The sequence below is a fragment of the Mesocryomonas fontinalis genome, from assembly GCF_055730125.2.
Map to the genome: position 1 here is coordinate 1 of NZ_JBUZWG020000031.1, position 302 is coordinate 302.

At 65.6% G+C, this 302-nt stretch carries 1 pseudogene; it reads right to left on the bottom strand.

Features of this window, described 5'->3' with window-relative positions:
- A pseudogene (locus ACZL02_RS24380) lies at positions 1-302 on the bottom strand (IS21 family transposase); the annotation flags it as partial.

The window sequence follows — 302 nt, forward strand, 5'->3', positions numbered from 1 at the left end:
TTGTCGTAGATGCCTCGCCGTGGAACGCCGCCGAGAACGCGGAAGGCGTGGTTGTGGGCGTCAAACAGCATCTCGTGGGTCTGGATCGGGTAGGCCCTTAGCGTAAAGGCGCGGCTGTAGGACAGCTTGACGTGGGCGACCTGTAATTTGGTTCGCTCGCCGGCGATGATCGCCCAGTCCTCGGACCAATCGAACTGGAAGGCCTCGCCTGGCACGAAGGCCAGGGGCACAAAGGTGCCGCGGCCGGTGGTCTGCTGCTCGCGCTGCCGGGCCGCCTTCCAATCCCGGGCAAAGGCGGCGAC